The organism is Candidatus Enterococcus myersii, assembly GCF_017316025.1.
Lineage (GTDB): Bacteria > Bacillota > Bacilli > Lactobacillales > Enterococcaceae > Enterococcus_C > Enterococcus_C montenegrensis.
Genome location: NZ_JAFLVT010000006.1, coordinates 51,312 through 73,377, shown reverse-complemented (window position 1 = coordinate 73,377; position 22,066 = coordinate 51,312). Strand labels below are relative to the sequence as shown.

At 39.0% G+C, this 22,066-nt stretch carries 14 protein-coding genes; 5 read left to right on the top strand and 9 right to left on the bottom strand.

The genetic code is table 11. The annotated features are described in order from the left end of the window. Positions 1 to 427 precede the first annotated feature (427 nt). The 9 genes from gyrA to dnaA form a co-directional block, all read right to left on the bottom strand. On the bottom strand, positions 428 to 2,923 hold the full coding sequence (gyrA, locus tag JZO76_RS04240) for a DNA gyrase subunit A (RefSeq protein WP_242595789.1): 2,496 nt from the start codon (positions 2,921 to 2,923) through the stop codon (positions 428 to 430). 273 nt (positions 2,924 to 3,196) lie between these two features. Further along, on the bottom strand, positions 3,197 to 5,146 hold the full coding sequence (gene gyrB, locus JZO76_RS04235; protein ID WP_206902935.1) for a DNA topoisomerase (ATP-hydrolyzing) subunit B: 1,950 nt from the start codon (positions 5,144 to 5,146) through the stop codon (positions 3,197 to 3,199). Between the two features lie 28 nt (positions 5,147 to 5,174). Continuing rightward, on the bottom strand, positions 5,175 to 6,284 hold the full coding sequence (gene recF / locus JZO76_RS04230) for a DNA replication/repair protein RecF (protein WP_206902934.1): 1,110 nt from the start codon (positions 6,282 to 6,284) through the stop codon (positions 5,175 to 5,177). Continuing rightward, positions 6,271 to 6,513, bottom strand: coding sequence for a S4 domain-containing protein YaaA (gene yaaA / locus JZO76_RS04225; RefSeq protein ID WP_206903063.1), 243 nt, complete (start codon positions 6,511 to 6,513; stop codon positions 6,271 to 6,273). Before yaaA ends, recF begins: the two co-directional genes overlap by 14 nt. Before the next feature lie 655 nt (positions 6,514 to 7,168). Then, on the bottom strand, positions 7,169 to 8,608 hold the full coding sequence (locus JZO76_RS04220) for a glycoside hydrolase family 1 protein (RefSeq protein ID WP_206902933.1): 1,440 nt from the start codon (positions 8,606 to 8,608) through the stop codon (positions 7,169 to 7,171). A gap of 36 nt (positions 8,609 to 8,644) precedes the next feature. Beyond that, entirely contained in the window at positions 8,645 to 10,528 is a 1,884-nt protein-coding gene (locus tag JZO76_RS04215) for a beta-glucoside-specific PTS transporter subunit IIABC (protein ID WP_206902932.1), read from the bottom strand. Positions 10,529 to 10,685: 157 nt separating this feature from the next. Next, positions 10,686 to 11,528, bottom strand: a complete 843-nt coding sequence (gene licT, locus JZO76_RS04210) for a BglG family transcription antiterminator LicT (protein ID WP_206902931.1) — start codon at positions 11,526 to 11,528, stop codon at positions 10,686 to 10,688. 473 nt (positions 11,529 to 12,001) lie between these two features. Then, the gene (gene dnaN / locus JZO76_RS04205; protein ID WP_206902930.1) at positions 12,002 to 13,132 is read right to left on the bottom strand and encodes a DNA polymerase III subunit beta; all 1,131 of its coding nucleotides are present in this window, start codon (positions 13,130 to 13,132) and stop codon (positions 12,002 to 12,004) included. Positions 13,133 to 13,517: 385 nt separating this feature from the next. After that, positions 13,518 to 14,846 (bottom strand): chromosomal replication initiator protein DnaA, encoded by a 1,329-nt coding sequence (dnaA, locus tag JZO76_RS04200; RefSeq protein ID WP_206902929.1) that lies wholly within the window; start codon positions 14,844 to 14,846, stop codon positions 13,518 to 13,520. Positions 14,847 to 15,553: 707 nt separating this feature from the next. On the opposite strand from dnaA, the gene rpmH reads away from it, so the two are divergent. From rpmH to JZO76_RS04175, 5 genes are all read left to right on the top strand, one after another. Then, a complete protein-coding gene (rpmH, locus tag JZO76_RS04195; RefSeq protein WP_010766794.1) occupies positions 15,554 to 15,688 on the top strand; it encodes a 50S ribosomal protein L34 in 135 nt (44 codons plus the stop codon). A gap of 955 nt (positions 15,689 to 16,643) precedes the next feature. After that, on the top strand, positions 16,644 to 16,976 hold the full coding sequence (gene rnpA / locus JZO76_RS04190) for a ribonuclease P protein component (protein WP_206902928.1): 333 nt from the start codon (positions 16,644 to 16,646) through the stop codon (positions 16,974 to 16,976). 68 nt (positions 16,977 to 17,044) lie between these two features. Further along, positions 17,045 to 17,836, top strand: a complete 792-nt coding sequence (locus JZO76_RS04185; RefSeq protein ID WP_206903062.1) for a YidC/Oxa1 family membrane protein insertase — start codon at positions 17,045 to 17,047, stop codon at positions 17,834 to 17,836. Between the two features lie 15 nt (positions 17,837 to 17,851). Further along, a complete protein-coding gene (jag, locus tag JZO76_RS04180) occupies positions 17,852 to 18,631 on the top strand; it encodes an RNA-binding cell elongation regulator Jag/EloR (protein WP_206902927.1) in 780 nt (259 codons plus the stop codon). 1,429 nt (positions 18,632 to 20,060) lie between these two features. Then, positions 20,061 to 21,947: an endonuclease MutS2 gene (locus tag JZO76_RS04175; RefSeq protein ID WP_206902926.1), complete on the top strand. Its 1,887-nt coding sequence runs from the start codon at positions 20,061 to 20,063 to the stop codon at positions 21,945 to 21,947. Positions 21,948 to 22,066: the final 119 nt, after the last annotated feature.

The window sequence follows — 22,066 nt, the reverse complement described above, 5'->3', positions numbered from 1 at the left end:
CTTGTTTCAACGTCTCCATCATTATCTACGCTATTTTTGTTCAATTTCATCTAGACAAAAAAATTCAGCAGATTTTTTCGCTTAACCCATTACCCTGCTATAAGACTACAACCAATCGCACCAGTATCAGTCTTTACTAAAAACGATTCAAAATTTTAAATACAAATGAAATAAAAAAATCAGTTTTCCACAGTGGATAACTTTTAAAAAATGCGTTCAAAAAATTTTTCCACAATTTGCATTTTCTTAATCGCATTTGATTATAGAAAAGCTGAATGCACTCGCCAAACTCACCAGTAATAAGCCGAGCCTTCCATACACCGCTATTCAAATTTCCTTAAAGTTTGATCTCTTCCTTCTTGTTAATTGTAAAAAAACACCCCTCGCAAAATTTTCTCTTTTGCGAAGGGTGTTGCAATGAATTTTTTTATTCAGCGGAATCTTCATCGCCTGCATCATTTGTTGCTGGGCTATTTGTATCTGCCTTAGCATCAATTGTTGCATCTGACGTTTCCGTCGTTTCAACTGACTCTGTTTCTGGTTCTGGTTCTGCTTCCACAGCAGCCATCGTGACTACTTTCGCATCGTTTTCTAGTTTCATTAAGCGGACACCTAATGTTGCGCGACCGGTTTGTGAAACAGAAGCAACGTTAAAGCGGATAATAACACCCTTATTGGTTACAAGCATAATATCTTCGTCACCACCAACTGTCGTTAAACCAGCTAATGGACCATTTTTAGGGGTGATATTGGCAGTTTTAATCCCTTTACCCCCACGACCTTTGACAGGGTACTCAGCGCCTGCTGTGCGCTTGCCATAACCGTTTTCTGTAATCACCAATACTTCTTTATCGTCTGTGATAACTGAAACGCCAACGACAAAATCATTTTCTCTTAAGCGAATCCCCCGAACACCTGAGGCCGTTCGTCCCATATCGCGGACCGCTTCTTCTTTAAAGGTAACCGAATAACCAGCATGGGTACCAATAATCATGGTGTCGTCGCCGCTTGTTTCTAAAACATCGACTAATTCATCGTTTTCTTTTAAATTAATGGCAATTAAACCGTTACTGCGAATATTGCTAAAGGCATCCACAGAAGTTCGTTTTACTACCCCTAATAAGGTCGTAAAGAACAGATATTTATTATCGCTTTGACCACTAACCGCAATAATTGTCTGAATTTTTTCGGCAGAATCAATACCTAATAAGTTGATAACTGGAATTCCTTTTGCAGTCCTGCCGTATTCTGGAATTTCATATCCTTTGGCTTTGTAAACTTTACCGGCATTGGTGAAAAATAGCAATGTATCATGAGTTGAACAAGAAACTAAAGTTTTCACGAAGTCTTCATCGTGAACACCCATTCCCTGAACGCCACGGCCACCACGACGTTGCGCGCGAAATTCGCTGTTGGCTAGTCGTTTGATATAACCGTTGTTGGTCAATGTAATCACAACTTCTTCTTCTTCGATTAAGTCTTCGTCTTCTAAACTTAGCACTTCACCGACTAAAAGTTCTGTCCGGCGTTTGTCTCCAAAGCGTTGGGTTAATTCACCTAATTCAGTTTGAATGATTTCATTTACACGTTCTGGACGCGCTAAAATGTCAGCTAAATCTTTAATTAGAGCCAATAGTTCTTGGTATTCTTTTTCGATTTTGTCCCGTTCCAAACCGGTTAAACGACGTAAGCGCATATCTAAAATCGCTTGCGCTTGGCGGTCGGACAATTCGAATTTTGCCATTAAAGTATTTTTAGCTTCATCATCGGTATTGGATCTACGAATGATCGCAATAATTTCATCAATGTGATCTAAGGCGATCCGCAAGCCCTCTAAAATATGAGCACGAGCTTCTGCTTTGGCTTTATCAAAGGCTGTTCTGCGAGTCACCACTTCTTGTTGGTGCTCCACATAGTTTTCCAAAATGCGTTTTAAGCTTAAAATCTTTGGTACGCCTTTTTCAATAGCCAACATGTTAAAGCCAAAAGAAGATTGCAGCGCTGTTAATTTGTAAAGGTTATTCAAAATAACAGAAGCTGAAACATCCCGGCGTACGTCAATGACAATCCGCATCCCTTCGCGGCTTGATTCATCCCGTAAATCCGTGATGCCTTCAATTCGTTTATCTCGATGTAACTCGGAGATACGTTCAATCAATTTCGCTTTATTGACCATGTAAGGCAATTCTGTCACTAAAATTCGTTCTTTGCCGTTTGGCATGTCCATAACTTCAACGCGACCGCGCACGGTAATGGAACCTTTCCCTGTTTCATAGGCACGGCGAATACCGGATTTACCCATGACTAAACCACCGGTTGGGAAATCTGGTCCGGGTAAAACTTCCATCAATTCATTGGTTGTCACGTCCGGATTTTCCATTAATAAATTAATCGCTGCGGTTACTTCGTTTAAATTATGAGGTGGAATATTGGTTGCCATCCCAACAGCAATCCCAGTAGTTCCGTTAACTAACAGATTAGGAAATCTTGCGGGTAAAACTTCTGGTTCACGTTCGGTATCATCGTAGTTGCTGGTGAAATCAACCGTATCTTTATTGATGTCTCGCAACATTTCCAAAGCTAATTTACTCATTCTAGCTTCGGTATACCGCATAGCAGCAGCTCCGTCACCATCGACAGAACCAAAGTTACCATGCCCGTCTACTAACATATAACGATAGCTAAATGGTTGCGCCATCCGTACCATGGACTCATAAATCGCAGAGTCGCCGTGGGGGTGATATTTACCCATAACGTCCCCGACGATTCTGGCTGATTTTTTATGGGGTTTGTCTGGCGTTACACCTAATTCATTCATCCCATATAAAATCCGGCGGTGAACCGGTTTTAAACCATCCCGAACGTCTGGCAATGCCCGCGCTACAATAACACTCATGGCGTAATCGATAAATGAGTTTTTCATTTCACTACTCAAATTGACGTCATGAATATGGGCTTTATTATCTTCCAAGTGTTTCACTCCTAACTGAGATGTTTAAACAACACCAGCGGTCTTTGACTGCCTTTAGCAGCGCTAAAATAAAAATGCTGTTGTTGTTTAAACTCGACTTTTCTAGCAAAAATAATTGATTGGCTTTAACCTTTGCAAAATCAAATGGATCATGACGACCTCATTTTAGATTGCAAAAAAGGTAGAGCCTCATCATAATTTCAAAAGAATTTCAAAAAACAAGTTTTAAATATCCAAGTTTTGTACATAGTGGGCGTTTTCTTCAATGAAAGCGCGGCGTGGTTCCACGCGATCCCCCATTAACATTTCAAAAACTTGGTCTGCTTCGATCGCATCGTCCACTGAAACCCGCAACATCAAACGATTATCTGGGTCCATCGTGGTTTCCCATAATTGATGGTCATCCATTTCCCCCAAACCTTTGTATCGTTGAATAGTTGGTTTTGGTGTTTTTGGTAATTCGTTCATAATTTGTTGCAAACGTTCATCGGCATCTTTACCTGGCTGTACATAGGTGATATTTTTTCCTTGTTTGACACCATACAACGGTGGTTGTGCGATATATACGTATCCTGCTTCCACAATCGGACGCATATAACGATAAAACAGGGTCAATAGCAACGTCCGAATGTGGGCACCATCGACATCGGCATCAGTCATGATAACTAATTTGTGGTAACGAGCTTTTGATACGTCAAAATCAGCACCAAAACCAGTACCCATTGCTGTAAAAAGTGAACGAATTTCTTCGTTAGCCAAAATTTTATCCATGGAAGCTTTTTCCACGTTCAAGATTTTACCGCGAATTGGTAAAATCGCTTGAAATTCCCGGTTACGACCTTGTTTTGCTGAACCGCCGGCAGAGTCTCCTTCGACGATAAATAATTCGCAACGTTCCGGATCATTAGAAGAACAGTCCGCTAATTTACCTGGCAGGTTACTAATTTCTAAAGCACCTTTGCGTCGTGTCATTTCTCTGGCGCGTTTAGCTGCTTGACGTGCTCTTGAAGCGAGCATCCCTTTGTCGACGATTTGACGGCCGACCGTTGGATTTTCCATCAAGAATTTCATAAAGTGTTCTGAAAATAGACGATCAACAATCGTTCTAACTTCAGAGTTACCTAATTTCGTTTTGGTTTGTCCTTCAAATTGTGGATCTGGATGCTTAATCGAGATAACTGCTGTCAAACCTTCCCGCACATCTTCACCGGAAAGATTGTCATCGTTGTCTTTCATAATTTTTTGCTTGCGGGCATAATCATTAATAACCCGGGTTAAAGCTGTTTTAAAACCTGATTCATGGGTTCCGCCTTCATACGTATGAATGTTGTTGGCAAAACTTAAAATATTCATGTGATAGCCATCTGTATATTGCAAAGAAACTTCAACGGCAATATCTTGCTGTTGGTCTTCCAAATAAATTGGGTCTGGGAACAAGACTGTTTTATTTTTGTCTAAATGCTCCACATAGCTTTTAATCCCGCCTTCGTAGTGATATTCCTTTAAGACTGGTTTTTCTTCTCTACGATCTTCAATGGAGATTCTCAAGCCGCGATTTAAAAAGGCCAATTCCCGCACACGGGTCGCCAATTTATCAAAGTTAAAGACTGTCGTTTCAGTAAAAATTTCTGGATCTGGCCAAAAGCGAACTTCTGTCCCGTGCTTATCTGTTTCATCAATGACTTTCAAATCATCCACAACAGCACCGCGACGATATTCTTGGAAATAAACTTTGCCTTCTTTGTAAACTTTGACTCTCAATTTTGTGGAAAGGGCGTTAACAACAGAAGCCCCCACACCGTGAAGACCACCGGAAACTTTGTAGCCGCCACCGCCAAATTTACCACCGGCATGTAAAATCGTATAAACAGTTTCTACTGCGGGACGACCAGTTTTAGCTTGAATATCAACCGGAATTCCGCGACCATCATCGGTTACGGTAATGGAATTGTCCTCTTCAATGATAACTTGAATTTTAGTAGCAAAACCCGCTAAGGCTTCATCGATGGAATTATCAACGATTTCCCAGACAAGGTGGTGTAAACCTTCTGAACTAGTAGAGCCGATATACATCCCAGGACGTTTGCGTACCGCTTCTAAACCTTCTAAGACCTGAATCTGACTGGCGTCATATTCCTTGGCACGCTCAATTAAGCTTTTTTCTTCTTCTGTCATCTATGGGGATCCTCATTTCTTTTATAATCTATTTCGTAGTGCTTAAGTGACCTTTTTCCACATAAAAAATGGTTGGCGTCACGGTCATTTTATTTTTGACATGATCAAGTGTCGTGGTGGTGAGAAAAGTCTGAACTTTGCCTTCAATTGTCTCTAAAAGATGCAGCTGTCGGGAATCATCTAATTCACTCATTACATCATCTAGTAACAAGATCGGGTATTCACCGGTTTCTTCTTGCATCAAATCAATTTCTGCCAATTTAACACTTAAGGCTGTTGTGCGCTGCTGTCCTTGTGAGCCATACGTCTGCACATCAATTTCATTAATCGCAAAACTCAAATCGTCACGATGGGGTCCTGACAGCGTCGTCAAGCGCTGCAATTCTCTTGCTTGGTTTTTCTCCAAGACAGACTTAAAACGCGTCTTAACCACTTCTAAATCATCTTCTAAACTAAAATCAATCGTAGAGACATAACTTAGCGTCAAATTCTCTTTTTCATGACTGATTTTTTGATGCAACAAATTAGCCCAATATTCTAACCGTTTGACAAACTTGGCGCGGGCTAACAAAACTTTGCTGCCAAAATCCACCAGCTGATCGTCTAACACGCTCAAATAAAGCATGTCGACTTTTTTTTGCTGTTTTAAATATTGATTGCGTTGCTTTAAAACGTTTTGGTACTGGACGAGGTCATATAAATAAATCGGATCAATCTGGCCAATTTCCATATCGAGGAACTTTCGCCGTAAAGCAGGGCTACCTTTGACCAAAGCCAAATCTTCTGGGGCAAACAAAATCACATTTAATTGACCCACATAACTACTCAACTTTTTTTGCTCAATGTGATTGATGCGGGTCTTACGGCCTTTTTTGGTTAACAAAAGTTCTAACGGCACTTTACTGTGATTTTTTTGCACCTCACCTTTGACGCTGGCAAAATCTGATCCCCATTCGATCAGCTCTTGTTCATTATTGGTCCGGTGGCTTCGCGTCATGGCTAAAACGTAAATACTCTCCAAAATATTCGTCTTTCCCTGCGCATTTTCTCCTAGAAAAATCGTTAAATTTTGCGGAAAATGAAGCGCAAGCTCAGAATAATTGCGAAAGTGCTGCAAAGAAAGATTATTCAGGCGCATTATCTTTTTCCTGTGCTTGCGCCATAAAAAAAGTCCCCTCGTCGGGAATTTCTACCATCATCCCTGGATAAAGCTTACGGCCACGGCGATTTTCAATCTCTCCGTCAACTAAAACGGTATTCTCAGCCAGATACCATTTGGCTTGTCCGCCACTGGAAATCACATTAACTTCTTTTAGCACTTGTCCTAAGGTCATGTAGTCTCCTGTGATTGCGATTTTTGCTTTCATTTTCATCCCTCGTTTCTCCAGTCACAGTTAGGTTTATTATACCGTTTTTTAAGGAAGAAAACAAATTTTCCCCAGTTTTTTTCACTTCTAAGAAGTTTTAATCTTTTTAGATAATTTTTATCCGAAAAGATAAAAAACCCGCAAAAACGATTTTATGCCCTTTTAAGAAGATTTCGCAGTTTCTGAAAGTAATACAGTTGTTTTTCATTTTATTGCAAAAAGAAAAGCTGAAAGCGCTGGGTAACTCTTTGGAAAAATGTCGGAAATTTGGATGCTGATGCTCTTTATCAGAATCAAATTTTTGAATTTTTCCCAAAGAGTTGGTGCTTGAAGCTGGATCTAAAGAAAAGTTATAGGAACTCGTTTAGCTCGCAAGCAATAAAATGAAATCTTGCTAAATTGTTCTTCAAATTTCGCAAGATTTTGGTTTATTGTTGCCGCGAGTTAGTTCCTATAACTGGATCAAAAAAAAGCTTTGCGAACTCGTTTTACTCGTCAGCAATAAGACAGAATTTCAATAAATTGTTTTCCAAATTTCTTGAAATTTTGACTTATTGTCGCCGCGAGTTAGTTCGCAATGCTAGATACAAAAAAAGCATCCATTCCGATAAAGTTCAGGAATGGATGCTTTCTGGTTGTCTGCATTACAATTTTTTTAGACTAAATCGGCACCATTTGTGGCAATGACTTTTTTGTACCAGTCAAAAGATTTCTTCTCGTAACGATTGAAGGTTCCTTTACCCTCATCGTCTTTGTCCACGTATATAAAGCCGTAGCGTTTGCTCATTTCGCCTGTTGAGGCACTGACTAAATCAATACAGCCCCACGGTGTGTAGCCCATTAAATCGACACCGTCTGCCACGGCTTGGCCCATTGCTTTAATATGTTTGCGCAAGTAATCGATGCGGTAATCATCAGCAACGTAGAAATTCTCATCTACTTCATCATATGCGCCTAAGCCGTTTTCAACGATGAAAAGTGGTTTTTCGTAACGGTTGTACAATTCATTTAACGCGATACGCAAACCGTCTGGATCAATTTGCCAGCCCCAGTCGCTAGCTTTTAAGAATGGATTTTTCACGCCGCCTAGAATATTCCCTTGCACTTTTTCAGCGGTCGTCGTTTCGTTAATCGCCGTTGACATATAGTAACTAAAGCCAATGTAGTCGACTGTATGGGCGGCAATTAAAGCTAGATCATCTGCTTTCATTTCTAGCGGCTGCACGTTGTATTTTTCAAACATCCGTTTTACATAAGCCGGGTATTGCCCTCTAACTTGAACATCCGCGCAAAAATAGTTGAACTCTTGATTTTGGATCATGGTTGCCACTTGATTGATGGGATTAGCATCATAACTATAGCTTGTCCCATAAATAATCATACAGCCGATTTGCAAATGAGGATCTAAGTCATGCCCAATTTTAACTGCTTTAGCACTAGCTACAAATTGATGATGCCACGCTTGGAAAATATTTTGCCAATCACCACCGCCATTACTTTTGACCATCCCCATACTTAAAGCAGGTAGTTCAAAAGGAGAGTTGATTTCGTTAAAGGTCATCCAATATTTTACTTTTTGGTAGTAGCGGTTTAAAACCACCGTCGCAAAATTTTCGTAAAAAGCGACTAATTCACGATTTTTCCAACCACCATACTTTTTAGCCAAGTGCAGTGGCATTTCATAATGAGAAATTGTCACGACAGGTTCAATATCATATTTTAAGCACTCGTCAATTAATTCATCGTAAAAACGCAGGCCGGCTTCATTTGGTGCAGTTTCATCGCCATTTGGAAAAATGCGGGACCACGCAATCGAAAAGCGATAGCATTTGAAACCCATTTTGGCAAAAAGAGCGATATCTTCTTTGAAGCGATGGTAATGATCAATCCCTGTATGATTGGGATAAATATAGTTACTTTCATCAATTTCCCAGTCAAATTCTGCACCGGCTAAAATAGACCAGCGTTGTTTTCCACCAGGCATGGCATCGGCTACTGATAAGCCTTTGCCATCTGCTTGATAAGCTCCTTCTAATTGATTTGCCGCTGTTGCGCCGCCCCATAAGAAACCTTCTTTGAATACTGATTTTGTCATGATTTTCCTCCTTGTTTGTTGAATAATTTGTTATTTTTATTTTACCACAGTTAAAAAATCTTCCCCGTGAATGACTTCTTTTTGATCCATATCCAAAACGTCCATAAAGCTATTCGTATTGGTGATCACAATCGGTGTGATCGTAGATAAACCAGCCGCTTTAATTGCAGCTAAATCAAATTCTACTAATAAATCTCCTTTTTTGACTTGATCGTCTTGTTGTACTTTAATCGTAAATCCTTTGCCATCTAATTCGACGGTATCCATGCCGATATGCATTAAAACTTCAGCACCTTCATCTGTGGTAATTCCTACTGCGTGCCCAGTTGGAAATAGTGTTGTGACAGTTCCGTCGGCTGGTGCATACAACTTTCCTTCCGTTGGTTCAATGGCAACACCTTTTCCAAGTGCACCAGAAGAAAAAACTTGATCTTTTACTTGGGTCAAAGGTAAAACTTCACCATTCAAAGGACTTGCTAACATAATCGTATGACCACTTGCTAATTCTTGTGCCACTGGAGTGACTGTATCTGCTTTATCAGCCGCAGCTAGTTGTTTTACTTCCACTTGATCGTCAAAACGCAAGACAAATGTTAAAACAAAGCCTAAAACAAAGGCAATCCCAGTACCAATAGCTGCCATCATTAAACCTGTGATAGCTTTCGTGTCTTGGGGAATAAAACCTGGCAAACTAAGCAAACTAATTAAACCAAAAACGTAATTTTTGACTTGGAAAAAGCCGATAAATGCTCCCCCAACAGCCCCACTGATACAAGCTGCAATAAAAGGTTTTTTAAGCGGTAAGTTAACCCCATAAACAGTTGGTTCTGTAATACCGAAAAATGATGTGATGGTAGAAGATAATGCCAATCCTTTTAACTTCACATTTTTGGTCATAAAGAAAACTGCTAAGGCTGCGCCACCTTGTGCTAAAACAGCTGGTAATAGCATCGGTGTCATCGTGTCAAAACCTACTTGATTTAAATTCAGCATCATAATCGGTACAAAGCCCCAATGCATCCCGAACATTACAAAGACTTGCCACAAACCACCCATCACAGCACCAGCGATAATTGGACTAAAATTGTAAATCGCATCATAACCGCTACCTAATGCGTTCCCTAAAATCGTACCCAAAGGACCCACTGCAATAAAAGTTAAGGGTGCCATCACTAAAAAGATAGCCAGTGGCACAACAATGGTTTGTAAGAAACTCGGAATAACTTTTTTAAAGAATCTTTCAACATAACTTTGTAAAAAGACAGCTAAAATAATTGGAATAACAGAAGAAGTATAAGCACTTGCTCCGATAATAACCGGCAGGCCTAGAAAACTTAACGTTTGCCCCGCTAAAGCAGTAATGGAAGGATGCACCAATGCCATTGCTAGCGCCGCTGCCAAAAATTCATTGGTACGGAATTTTTTAGCCGCCGTAAAAGCCAACATCACTGGCAAGCACGTAAATAAACCATCAGCAATCGCCCATAAAACGACGTAAACACCAGAAGTATCGCTCACCCAATTTAAAGTCAAAGCCAAAGTCAAAAAGCCTTTTAATACCCCAGCTCCAGCCATTGCTCCTAAAAATGGGGTGAAAATAGAAGAAATAATATCAATTAAACGATCAAAAATATTGCCACTTTTTTCCTGTGCGGCCTCTTTTTCATTATTAAAATCAGCGATACCGTTTAATTCTCGGTAAACATCACCAACGTGACTGCCGATAACGACTTGATATTGCCCACCCTTTTGTACCACTTGAATAACATCGTCATCTTGACTTAAACGCTGCGTGTCCGCAACGCCTTCATCTTTTAATTTAAAGCGTAAGCGGGTGGCACAATGTACCACACTATTCACATTTTCCTTGCCCCCAACAGCTTCTAAGACGCGTTTTGCAATTTCTTCATTACTACTCATTTTTTTCTCTCCTTATCATTTTCAATTTGTTTTAAAAAAAATAAAAAACCCAGATAGAAAAAACATGATCCCAAATAAAATAAATCATCTGGTATCTTTGTCTTTTCAATCTGGGTTTTGCCTGCCGTACAGTAACAATCCGTTATTGATTGAATGTTTATTCCTCTGAAACCACCCGCTGAATGTGAATTGTCAAATAAATCATCTCAGATTCTCCCAGGGGTTTTTGATACGTTTTAACTAAATAATCATTGATACGCTGCACCGTTTGAAAAGCTTTCGGGTATTTAGACTGAATTAAAGCAAAAAGAAATTCATCAGGCTCTTCTTTTAATTCATCTTTTAAATAGCGCTGGGCAAAATATTGTAAATGGGTGACGATCCGCTGATAACTTAGGGAATCTTGGCGGAAAACCACACCATAAAAACGACTGATAATCTGCAATATATCCCGCACAATTTCTGTTGCCTGCATCGTTTGTTGCATCGAGCCGTCGGCATTCAGCTGTTCACTATTGACGATGTGAAAAGCGATAAAACCCGCCTCTGACTCCGGCAGAGTCACGTGCAGTTTTTCGTTAATTAAAGTGATCGCATCTTGGGCTAAGGCAAATTCTTTAGGATAAAATTTGCGGGTTTCAAATAAAAGCGGATTGGGAATTTCAATTCCTTCTTTGCAACGCTCCAATGCGTAGTGAATATGATCGGTTAGCGTCAGATAAATATTTGACGACAATTCTTGCTGCAATTTTTCCTCTGCATTGTCGACGATCTGCTTGACTAAATCTACTTCCTCTAATGGAATATCAGCAAACAATTGTTGAAATTGACCAGAAGTTAGCGAATCTTTCAAAATAAATTCTTTTTCAATCACACCAGCGTCAATCACATCCCCGACTTTTCTACCAAAAGCCAGACCGCGTCCCATATAAATGACCTCTTCACCAGCTTCATTGCGGGACATGACGATGTTGTTATTTAGAATTTTTTCAATTACCACGCTTCCCACTCCCTGCGTCTGCTTCATTTCCAGACAAAATAAAAAAACCTAGAATTTCCCCCTTGATACTTGCGGTAAATTCCGGTTTTGCCTGCCAAACAGTAACAATCCTCAGACATAATCTAGCACAGTAAAAAACAATTTGCAAGCCTTTTCAGACAGAAAAGTTATCGGAACTCGTTTAGCTCGCAAGCAATAAAATGAAATCTTGCTAAATTGTTTTCCAAATTTCGCAAAGATTTTGGTTTATTGTCGCCGCGAGTTAGTTCCTATAACTAGATCCAAAGAAAAGCGAAACAAACTTGCGTAGCTCGCTAAAAATAAGCGCAGAATTTTCAGAAATGGTTTCTCAAATTTTTCCATAACAAAAAAACTGCCAAATAAATTTCCCCTTCTTAGCAAAAATGAACTTTATTTTTACTAAGAAGAGGACTTTTTGGCAGTTTATCGTTTCAAAATTTAATTTTTAGCTATTAATTGGTTCGCACTGGGGTAATCAATTGGATAAAGTTGGCTTGGCCAGCTGTAGGTTCCAATGTGAAAGGACGAATAGCTGAAATAAAGCGAATGGTAATACTCATATCGCCAAAAGCTCGCAATGCCGCTTTCATGTAGTCAGGATTGAAGGAAATTTCCAACGGATCGCCACTAACTTTTTCATAATTTAATGCTTCTTCTACTTTTCCGACTTCAGGAGAATTACCGTAAAGCATCACGGCATCTTCTTTAATTGAAAGGCGCACAATATTGTTCCGACCTTCATGAGAAAGCAAAGAGGCCCGTTCAATTGCTGCTAAGAAATTCGGCACGCTAAATTCGATTTCAGTATTGAATTGACTTGGAATTAACCGATTGGTATCAGGGTAATTTCCTTCCAGTAAGCGAGAATAAAACAGCATATTTTCAGTTTGGAACAAGACTTGATTTTCCATAATGCTAATCGCAATTTCTTCTTCATCATCTGCTAAAGAACGAGATAATTCAATCAAACTCTTGCCGGGAACAACGATATTGAAATCCTCTGCTTCTTGTTCCAAAGGTATAACCCGTTGGCTCAAGCGGTGTGAGTCGGTTGCGACTGCCAATAGTTGCTTGTTTTCTAACACAAAGTGAACCCCAGTTAAAATTGGGCGACTTTCATGGGCAGAAACAGCAAAAACAGTTTCACTAATTAATTGATTTAAGGTTTGTGCAGATAATTTTAATTGATCGCGACTTTCTACCACTGGCAAATGTGGGTAGTTATCTGCATCCAAGCCATTTACCATAAAGTTAGCTTTTCCAGAAGTGATGGCAACTTGTTCATTTTCCACAACTTCCATCGTGAAAGTATCTTCTGGCAAGCGGCGGATAATTTCGCTAAAAAAACGTGCCTGTAACACGATAGAACCAGCTGATTCCACCAGCATTTGCGCTTTTTCATTGTCAACGGCTAAAAATGTCTCGATGGAAATATCGGCATTGCTCCCAGTTAAGGTTAAACCGCGTTCTGTTAAAACAATTTTTACCCCCGTTAAAATTGGGATAGTAGTTTTAGAAGAAATCGCCCGTTGGACAGTTTGTAATTCCTGCATAAAGGCAGAACGATTCATTGTGACTTTCATAGATGGCACTCCAATCTTTTTAATGTGTAACAATTTTTTATCAGGTGGAAAATAGGTTTAAACACCACAAACTGCAAAACTTAAATATTTCGCTTTTTACAAATAATTGCAATTAGAAAAATGTAGCTGATGTTGTTTTACTTTTTTTAATAATTTTCCCTAGCTTACTACGGCTAAAAACTAAAAATGACTCATGCTGATTATAGCATTTTTTTCAAAGTTAAAAGAAGGCGGATGCCTTTATATTTAAGAGTAAAAAGATAGTAGTAGTAGTAGGGCCTGTTGAAGCAGTGGATAAGTGTCAAAACCTAAGATGCAGGAAGAGTTTTCCACTGTGTATAACTTGTGGATAAAAAATGGAAAACGTCAAAATTTATCCACATGCTTATTTTAATAATAAATTTTTAATTTCTGAAACTTCAGTTTGGGTTGTCAGATCATTGTCTAATAATTGCTGAATTTTTTCGTGGGCGTGGATGACGGTCGTGTGATCTTTGCCGCCAAATTCAGCGCCGATTTTTGGTAAAGAGTTATCAGTCAGCTCCCGGGATAAATACATGGCGATTTGCCGCGGAACGACGATACTTTTTACCCGTTTTTTCCCTTTTAAGTCTTTAATTGAAATGTGATAGTATTTTGCAACTTCTTCTTGGATCTGCAAAATGGAAATTTGGGCAACGCCGCCATTGCTCTTTAAAGATTTCAATGCTTCGGCAGCTAGACTGGTGCTAATTTCCGCATTATTCATCGTCGCATAGGCCTGCACCCGCAAAAGTGCACCCTCTAATTCGCGAATGTTGGAGTCGATTTGACCGGCGATATAACTTAGGGTGTCATCTGGGATCTCCAAACGCTCTGCTTCCGCTTTTTTCCGCAAAATCGCAATTCGCGTCTCCAAATCTGGCGGTGTAATATCGACAGATAAGCCCCAAGCAAAGCGGGAAACCAAACGTTCCGGCAAAGTCGGGATCTCACTTGGCAAGCGGTCACTGGTTAAGACGATTTGTTTGTTGTTTTTGTAAAGCTCTTCAAAGGTATAGAAAAATTCGTTTTGCGTTTCAACTTTATTTTCCAAAAATTGGATATCGTCGACTAACAATAAATCGACACTGCGGTATTCGTGGCGAAATTCTTCACTGGTACGATTTTTAATCGAGGTAATAAAGTCATTGGTGAAGTTTTCACTACTAACGTATTTAATTTTGGCATTGGGGCGATATTTTAATAATTCGTGCCCAATTGCGTGCATCAAGTGGGTTTTCCCTAAACCAACACCGCCGTAAAAGAAAAGCGGGTTGTAAATTGAACCGGGTTCTTCCGCGACAACTTGAGCGGCAGCGTGAGCCATCTGGTTGCCTTGCCCAATAACAAAAGTGTCAAAGGTGTATTTTGGGTTTAACATAATGGAACGATCCACTTTTTCTTCCACTTTTTCCTCTTTTGCTTGAGGCATTTCTTCTTGCACTTCATCTTCTGTGATAAAAGCCGGCATAATTTCTCTGCCATAAAGGCGATAGCTGTTTTCTAACACCCGTGGTGCTAAATTTTTCTCCCAATAATCACGGTGAACTTTAGTTGGGACTTTGATCAAAAGCTCATCGTTTTTTAGTGAAAGAGGACTAGCACTTTCTGCCCAAACTTGAAAGCTGGCAGGGCTGAGGTCATTTTTTAAGCTGTTTAACACCTCTTGCCACAAGGCTTCATATGATGACATGAGTTTCCTCCTTAATTTTTTCCAATCAATAAAACGGCCTGCGTTTTAATTTACGTATATTCATAATAGTTAAGACATCCCAAGCGGGCTTAAAAAGCAAAAGAGCGCCTCAAAAAACACCTAGTAATAAATTACGAGGATCTGGCGGCACTTTGTGAAATTTCACGAACTCTAGATTGCTGCCAATTTAAAAAGAAGCAGACAAAAAGAGGTATCCCTAATTTATCACTTTTTAAAGAAGTTTTCCACAGGCAGAGAGCAAAAAGCAGAAAAAAATTTATTTTCAGCAAGTTTTCCACAAATAAACAAGAAGATGAAAATGTGAATTAACAACAGGTATAAAAATAATCCACAGGCCTAAAAAAAATGTGGACAAATTTGAGTTTTTGAAAAGTTTCCACAAGGTCTTTTGGATAAAATAGTGGATTGTAACAGCGTTTTGTAACGTCTATCCACAGAAAAATAATTGCTTGTGGAAAAGTTTTTAAGCTGTGTGAAAGTGTGGATAATTATTTCCAAAACTTTAATTTAACTTTCAAAAATTTTTTGTGAATTCACAACCATCAACAGGCTTTATAAAGAAATGTGGATAACTTTTTTGACGTTTTAGCGTGATTTTGTAGTTGACAAAAAGCAATCGGAGTCGTTATACTATCAAAGTATGTCTGTAGTGATGGATATGAGAATTACCTCGGAGGTGGAAATAAATGAAAAGAACTTACCAACCAAACAAACGTAAACGTCAAAAAGTTCACGGTTTCCGTAAACGTATGAGCACTAAAAACGGCCGTCGCGTCTTAGCTAGCCGCCGTCTTAAAGGACGTAAAGTATTGTCAGCTTAAGCCACTGGTTGCCAGTGGTATTTTTTTTATGTTGGCTAACATAGTAAATAAAGTTGTCACTTCAAGATCACGTAAAAAAATCTCATCATGGTAGAGGTTTTGGCAGGTGAAATTGGAGTGGCTTTTTTTTGTTTTAGATTTGACCCCAGTGACAAACTCGCGGCGACAATAAGTCAAAATCTTGCGAAATTTGGAAAACAATTTAGCAAGATTTTATTTTATTGCTTGCGAGCTAAAAGAGTCCCCGTAACTTTTCTTTAGATCCAGCTTTGCGAACTAACTCGCGGCGACAATAAGTCAAAATTTCAAGAAATTTGAAAAACAATTTATTGAAATTCTGCCTTATTGCTGACGAGTAAAACGAGTTCGAAAAGCTTTTCTTTGATCCAGCTTCAAGCACCAACTCTTCGGGAAAAATTCAAAAATTTGATTCTGATAAAGAACATCAGCATCCAAATTTCCGACATTTTTCCAAAGAGTTACCCAGCGCTTTCAGCTTTTCTTTGATCCAGCTGCACAAACTAGCACGCTAAGAAATAAGTCAAAATTTCCAAAAATTTGAGAAACAATTTCTGAAAATTCTGCGCTTATTTTTAGCGTACTGAACAAGTTTGTTTCGCTTTTCTTTAGATCCAGCTTTGCGAACTAACTCGCTACGACAATAAGTCAAAATTTCAAGAAATTTGAAAAACAATTTATTGAAATTCTGCCTTATTGCTGACGAGTAAAACGAGTTCGAAAAGCTTTTCTTTGATCCAGTTACAGTGACAAACTCGCGGCGACAATAAACCAAAATCTTGCTAAATTTGAAGAACAATTTAGCAAGATTTTATTTTATTGCTTGCGAGCTAAAAGAGTCCCCGTAACTTTTCTTTTTAGGGTAAAGTTTAGGGGGGAATTATGGTATTATTGAAAGGTATGAGCAAATGATTTTAGAAGAAGTGAAGGAAACGTCATGAAAAAAGCCTATCGTGTCAAAAAAGAACGAGATTTTCAGCGGGTATTTGAGCAAGGCAGCTCTTGTGCGAATCGCCGTTTTGTTGTCTATAAACTCCCGAAAGAACAAGACCATTTTCGTGTTGGTATTTCGGTGGGGAAAAAAGTCGGCAATGCTGTGATGCGCAATAGTGTGAAACGGAAAATCCGTGCTAGTTTGTATACTCTAAAAGATCAGATTGATCCGAATCTTGATTTTATTATCATCGCTCGACCAACTGTGAGTGAATTAGATAGTGAAGAATTGCTGCAAAATTTGAAACATGTACTAAAACTCGCAAAAATTATTTAAATAATCGTTAGAAGGGATCATGCCTCGTGAAAAAGAAACATGTCAAAAAAGCACTGCTTTTAAGCGGCATGCTGGCACTGGTAGTATTCTTGTCAGCCTGTGGTGCAACCGGAGAAGTAAGTGCCAACAGTACTGGAATTTGGGATCGTTACATCGTTTGGAACTTTGCCCGCGCTATTAAAGCATTATCGTTTGGTAATGCCGGAATTGGGATTATTTTATTTACTTTAGTCGTGCGGATTATTTTAATGCCATTGATGCATTTCCAAACAAAAAGTATGCGGAAAACCCAAGAATTACAACCAAAAATCAAAGCGCTGCAAGCTCAATACGCTGCTAAAGATATGGAAACGCAGCAAAAATTAAAAGAAGAAACGCAAAAGCTTTACGCTGAAAATAACGTCAATCCTTATGCGGGGTGTTTACCGCTGTTAGTGCAAATGCCGATTTTGATGGCGTTATGGCAAGCGATTCAACGGGTACCAGAATTATCTCAAGGTCATTTCTTATGGTTGAACTTAGGGGAAAAAGATCCCTATCTGATTTTACCGATTTTAGCGGCGGTATTTACTTTTGCCAGCACATATCTTTCAAGTATGAGCCAAGTAGAAGCAAATGCCAGCTTAAAAATTATGAACTTTGCAATGCCATTGATGATTTTAATGATGGGGCTAGGACTTGCCAGTGGTTTGTCATTATACTGGGTAATTTCCAATGCATTCCAAGTGGTGCAAACATTATTAATCAACAATCCATTTAAGATTAGAAAAGAACGTGAAGAAGCACTTCGTCAAGAAAAAGCGCGGGAGCGTGCTTTGGAACGTGCGATGAATCCGAATAAGAAAAAACGTAAAAAATAAAAGGGGGTTACCTTGATGCCGATTTATGAAGGAGCAACCAGTGGTGAAGCAGTAGTAGCCGGTTTAACTGCATTAGGAATTTCAAAAGACGAAGCTGTAATTGAGATTTTAGATGAAGGCAAAAAAGGCTTTTTGGGAATGGGGAAAAAAAATGCCCGCGTTTCAATTGAGCCTTCGGTGACAGAAGAAATTAGTGAAGCTGTCAGCCAAACCGTTGAAGACGTACTCGTTGCCGCTGACAAAACACCAGTCGTTACAGCTGAAGTACCAGCTGCAGAAGAAACAATTGTAGAGATCACGCCAACAACTGCAGAAATTTTATCTGACTTAGACGACGAAGCAGCTTTAACACAACTTGCGCTTTATCTAACCAATATTACCAACGAATTAAATGCACCTGCCTTGGTCAAAACAGAGCGGGAAAATGGGTTGGTTATCTTCCATTTGGACACGAAAAAACAAGGGATTCTAATTGGTAAACACGGTAAAATGTTAAATGCTTTACAGTATTTGGCTCAAGTTTTCATTCACCGCGTTGCGAAAAATAAACTTTCGGTTGTAGTCAATGTCGGCGATTATCGCCAAAAACGTCAGGCTATTTTAGAACGGCTAGCACAACGGACGGCAGAAAAAGTGAAACGAACAGGACGGCCGGTTTTCTTAGAGCCGATGCCAGCTTTTGAACGTAAACAAATTCACTCTGCTTTAAGTCATGACGACAGCGTAAAGACTCACTCTGAAGGGGACGAACCTTACCGCTATTTAGTAGTGGAACCAAATAAAAAGTATTATTAAGCCCCCAAAAGCGGGATTAAAAAAGATTTAAAAATAGAGGGGAGAGCCAGTGAAAACTGATTCTCCCCTCTATTTTTGATCAGCAGGGAATTAATGGAACAAAAGTTTTTCTACAATAACAAAACTGTGTTTTCCATCTCTTTTTCTCCTAAAAAGATAATTTTTTGTAATGGAACTCTTTTATGTCTGCCTATTTCTTTTTTTATTTTTGCCAGTCTTTTATTTTCAGTTCTTTTAAAGAAAATTAGTCGGAATTTTTTGGCAGTTAAAGAGGACTAGGCAAGCTAAATAGGCTTCTTTTTAGTTTAATAAACTTTTTTAACGTTGTTTTTTATCCTAGAAAAAATAATCGAAAAGGAGTAAGAAATCCCGATCTTATGGGCTTTTCTCAGCATAAACTCACCCGCATTTCATTGACATCCCGAAAAAAACCAAGTATATTTTACTAGAAATCATTCTTATCGAAGTAAGATACGATGCCGTAGTCATTACTTTGGTCTGAAAAACGTCTGTTACGCCATTAACAGACGTTTTTTTGTTGCCTATAAAAGTAAATGTGGGAAGATAATTCCTTAATTTATGAGTTATAATGGTTTTTATTACAGCTGTCATATATACGCAATTCGTAATATGTATTACGCAAGAAAGAAGGATTCATGTGGCGGATTGGTTAATTATACCTACTATTTCCTGTTTAGTTATGGGAATCAGTGTTGTGATTAAAATTATTCAGATGCTCATTTCAAAAAAGACAAAAGGTCTACTGAGTTTTTTCCTATTAGCAGTTATTTGTTTTGGTGGGTTTTTCTTTTTACAGGCACTAACATAATCGATTATGAACAAAGGCAATTCTGAAGTTGCCTTCACTTTTTGCCTGGGCTTTTATTTGAATCGTAGCAAGGACAACTTTTATCTTCCACCTTGCAACTTTTGGCGGTCTCTTTTATACTGAAATAGTAATCAATAACTCGTTAGAAGAAAAAGAGGGCTATTTGTGAGTGTAACAGGTATCTAATCAGCAATTTAAAAACAAGTAAACAAAAGGTTTATTTGTGATGCTCTAGATGCCTATTCGTAAGCGCAAGATTTTAAAGACGATAGGGAAACTATCGTCTTTTTTTGTGTCTAGCTTTACGCACGAACTCGCAGTGACAATAAGTCAAAATCTTGAGAAATTTGAAGAGCAATTTTCAAAAATCCCGTTCTTATTTTTTGCAGCCTGAGCAAGTTTGTTCAGCTTTTCTATGTGTCTAGCTTTACGCACGAACTTCCTACGGCAATAAGCTAAATTTCAAGAAATTTGGGAAACAATTTAATGAAATTCTGTCTTATTGCTTGGAAGTTAAACGCGTTTGTACAGCTTTTCTATCATCATTCTAACGAGGCTTTTTTGCGTTTAGAATAGGGTCTAAGCAAGAAAGGAATTCAAATGAAAAACGTATTAACTGAAACGGAATTTACCAAAATTCGAACTTTAATCAGCCAGACGGCGATTAGTGATAAAGGGAAAGAAACCATTTTAAAAAGAGATCCTGCCACACAAATCCACACTGTGCGCAATTGGTTAGAGGAAACACAAGAGGCTATGACAATTCTAGCTTCTGGTCAGCATATTCCTTTGATGGGTTTGACGCAAATCGGTCAATTAACGCAAAAAGTTTCAAAGGGGCAAATTTTAGAGCCGAGTGAGTTAACAGAATACAGCGACTTTTTACGCTCCTTTCAACTGATTCAAAAATTATTACAAAAAAATTCCTATCAAGTGCCGAATCTGTTTGCTTACAGTCAGCAGCTGGGGGATTTTACCGAAATTACCAGAGAAATTACGGGAATGGTCAACGGTACGCGCTTAAATAGCGACAGTAGCCGCCAATTACGCAAAGCCCGCAATCAAGTGCAAAAAATTGAAGGAGAAATCGAGACGGCCTTACAAAAATATTTGCGCAATGGTACCACGCAAAAATATTTACAAGAACGCTTAATTTTGAAAAAAGGCGAGCGGTACACATTACCAGTCAAAGCAGAGTTTCAAAATAAAATTGCCGGTACGATTATTGAACGCTCCAATAAAGGGACGACGGTTTTTGTGGAACCTAGTAATATTGCCCGTCTGAATGAAAAATTAATTTTGGCACAAGCAGAAGAAGTCGCAGAAGTTTATCAGCTTTTGGCGTATTTGACCGGCTTATTGGCAGCGTCCCAAGATAAAATTTCTTATAGTTTAGAAATTGTGGTGGAACTAGATATTATTTTTGCCCGGGCCAAATATTCCCGCAGTATTGATGGCGTGAAAATTGCCGTCAACGATGAAGAAATTTTACATGTATCAAATGTCACCCATCCTTTATTAGGCAAAAACGCCGTACCATTATCGGTTTCATTAGGCAAAGATGCCAGAGGGCTGATTATTACCGGTCCCAATGCAGGGGGAAAAACGGTGGTGTTAAAAACGCTGGCATTAACGTGTCTACTAACAGCTTTTGGCGTGTTGGTTCATCATGATGGCAATAGCAACATCGCGATTTTCAAAGAGATCTTAATTGATATTGGCGATCAACAAGATATGGAGAACGCTTTGAGTACATTTTCGGGTCATATGCAAAATATCGCCGAAATTTTACGCCACACCAAACGTCAGACTTTGGTTTTACTCGATGAAATTGGTAGCGGGACAGAGCCCAATGAAGGTGCAGCGCTAGGCATTGCGATTATGGAGCAGATGTATCAAAATGGCGCACTGGTAGTGGCGACCACCCATTATGGCGAAATTAAAGATTTTGCCTTAGCCCATGAAGATTTTAAAACAGCGGCAATGGCTTTTGATGCGAAAACCTTAACGCCTAAATATCAACTTTTGATGAATGCTGTGGGCAGCAGTAACGCCTTTTGGATTGCAGAAAAAATGCAGCTGCAAAAAGACGTGATTGATCGCAGTCGTCAATTATTGCAGCAAAAAGAATATGGAGGGAAAAAGCGAGAATTCAAAAATATTAGCCAAGGCAATGCATCACGGCCGAAATTGCCACAATTTCAAAAAGGTGATCGGGTCGTTGCACCAGAAAATGTGACCGCATTGTTTTATGAAGCAGATGGTGAAGAGGGAATTTTGTATTCGAATAACGAATTTTTTTCAGTCCCGCTGCGGCGCTTGCATCTGGAAATGGCAGCGGAAAAACTATATCCTCATGATTATGACGTTGAAAGTTTGTTTCACGATTTTCACGAAGAAAAATTCAAACGAGATTTAACACGGGGTTCCAAAAAAGCGCATCACAAATTACGTAAAATGGAAAAAGCGCGACGAGAAAAGCTTTAGAACAAGGTAATACCCCAAAACCTTATTTCATTTACAGGCAATAAAATAAAGACCTGCTAAATATTAGTGTCATTGCTAATATTTGGCAGGTCTTTTGCACTATCAAAAAAGGATAAAAT